Source organism: Bradyrhizobium sp. 31Argb (genome assembly GCF_043638955.1).
Lineage (GTDB): Bacteria > Pseudomonadota > Alphaproteobacteria > Rhizobiales > Xanthobacteraceae > Bradyrhizobium.
The window spans coordinates 1-2,488 of the sequence record NZ_JBEGDB010000511.1; the positions used below are offsets into that span (position 1 = coordinate 1).

Genomic DNA, 2,488 nt, shown 5'->3' on the forward strand with positions numbered 1-2,488 from the left:
CGCAACCTCGGACCGGCCGACAGTCGGAGCTACATCCGTCAAGCGAAAGTAACATCCTCAGGTGAGGCAATACGCATCACCAATATCTGCCGCTGCGGCACCTTCGCGCAGGTGCGTGAAGCGGTCCACGCTGTTGCGAACGCGTGAGGTGCCATCATGAATCAGCACGTCATGCTCAATCGCCGCGCGTTCGTGATTGGCACCGCCGCGGCGGGTGCCGGCCTTGCACTCGGCTTCAATCTCCCGCTCGGCCCGACGGTGGCGCGGGCAGCCGATGGCTCGCCTGAAGTCAACGCCTGGGTGGTGATCCGCCCGGACGATACGGTGGTGATCCGTATCGCACGTTCGGAGATGGGCCAGGGCTCGCTCACCGGGCTTGCGCAGCTCGTTGCCGAAGAGCTCGAATGCGACTGGTCGAAGGTTACGACCGAATACCCGACACCGGGCCAGAGCGCGGCACGCGGCCGGCCATGGGGCGATTTCTCGACCGGCGGCAGCCGCGGCATCCGCGGCTCACATGATTACGTCCGCAAGGGCGGCGCCACCGCGCGGCTGATGCTGATCCAGGCCGCCGCCAACGAGTGGAAGGTGCCGGCCGCCGAATGCTCGGCCGCGAGCAGCGTCATCACCCATCTGCCGACGGGCCGGACCACGACCTACGGCCAGGTGGCGGAAGCGGCGGCAAAGCTGAGCCCGCCGTCCGATGTGAAGCTGAAGGACTCCAAGGACTGGAAGATCGCCGGCAAGGGGCTGAAGCGCCTCGACACCGCCGACAAGACCACCGGCGCGATGGTCTACGGCATCGACTTCAAATTGCCCGGCATGTTGAACGCCGCGATCAAGGATTGCCCGGTGTTCGGCGGCAAGCTGAAGAGCTTCGATGAGGCCAAGATCGCCAACATGAAAGGCGTCAAGAAGGTGGTGCGCGTCGGCGACAGCGGGGTTGCCGTCGTCGCCGACACCTGGTGGCACGCCAAGACCGCGCTCGATGCACTGCCGATCGAGTGGGACGAAGGCCCGAACGCCAAGACCTCGAGCGAGACGATCAGCAAATGGCTGGCCGAAGGACTGGAACCGTCGCAGGCGGCGTTCGTCGGCAACCAGAACGGCAATGCGATGGCGGAGATCGCGCGTGCCGCAAAGGTAGTCGAGGCGGTCTACAACTATCCCTACCAGAACCAGGCCACGATGGAGCCGATGAACGCAACCGCGCTCCATACCGGCGACAAGCTCGATGTCTGGTGCGGCACGCAGAACGGCGAAGCTGCCTTCGCTACCGCGGTGCAAGCCTCAGGCCTTCCGCCTGAGAAATGCGACGTCCACAAGCTGATCCTCGGCGGCGGTTTCGGCCGGCGCGGCCAGAGCGATTATGTGCGGCAGGCGGTCTTGATCGCCAAGGAGATGCAGGGCACGCCGATCAAGCTGCTCTGGTCCCGCGAAGAGGACATGCAGCACGGCTTCTATCATCCGGTCACCCAATGCCGGATGGTCGGCGCCTTCGATGCCGATAACAACCTGACCGCGCTGCGCATGCGGATCTCCGGCCAGTCGATCCTGGCGCGGCTGCGGCCCGAGGCGATGATCAACGGCATGGACCCCGCGACCTTCCAGGGTCTTGCACCCAGCGGCGAAGCGGCGATCGGCTATTCGATCCCGAACCTGTTGATCGAACATTCGATGCGCAATCCGCACGTCCCGCCCGGCTTCTGGCGCGGCGTCAACATCAACCCGAACACGATCTATCTCGAGAGCTTCATGGACGAACTCGCGCATGCGGTCGGCCAGGATCCGCTCGCCTTCCGTCGCAAACTGATGGCGGGTCATCCGAAGCATCTGGCGGTGCTGAATGCGGTCGCCGAGCGGATCGGCTGGGATAAGCCGCCGCCGCAGGGCGTCTATCGCGGGCTCGCGCAGGTGATGGGCTATGGCAGCTATGTCGCCGGCGCCGCCGAGATCTCGGTGACCGACGGCAGCAAGATCAAGGTGCATCGCATCGTCGCCGCCACCGATCCCGGCTACGTCGTCAATCCGGCGCAGGTGGAACGGCAGGTCGCGGGCTCCTTCGTCTACGGCCTCTCCGCCCTGTTCTACGGCGGCTGCACCGTGAAGGACGGCCGCATCGAGCAGACCAACTTCGACACCTACAACTCGATGCGCATCAGCGAGATGCCGAAGGTGGAGACGATCCTGATGCCGAGCGGCGGCTTCTGGGGCGGCGTCGGCGAGCCGACCATCGGCGTCGCCGCGCCCGCGGTGCTGAATGCCTACTTCGCGGTGACTGGAAAACGTATCCGCTCGGTGCCGCTGCGGCAGCAGAACATCAGCTTCGCGTAAGGAAGTTGTGGTTCACAACCTGACAAGCGAGTCGTCCCGGGCTTAACTCGGGACGGCAAGACATTGCGGGCGCAAGCGACTAGGCCGTGTGGACAGTTACCTTATCCAGAGCAGAGTGGCGGCAATGGCGACGACGGCGAAGTAGTTTCGCGCG

1 protein-coding gene is annotated in these 2,488 nt (G+C 64.9%); it reads left to right on the forward strand.

Annotated features, from left to right (window positions below; all coding sequences use genetic code 11):
- Positions 1-156 precede the first annotated feature (156 nt).
- On the forward strand, positions 157-2,334 hold the full coding sequence (locus AAFX91_RS40775; protein WP_394570253.1) for a molybdopterin cofactor-binding domain-containing protein: 2,178 nt from the start codon (positions 157-159) through the stop codon (positions 2,332-2,334).
- Positions 2,335-2,488: the final 154 nt, after the last annotated feature.

Bases quoted from the DNA above. Each gene is read 5' to 3' on its own strand.
- AAFX91_RS40775 (WP_394570253.1), top strand. From the start codon at position 157: ATGAATCAGCACGTCATGCTCAATCGCCGCGCGTTCGTGATTGGCACC.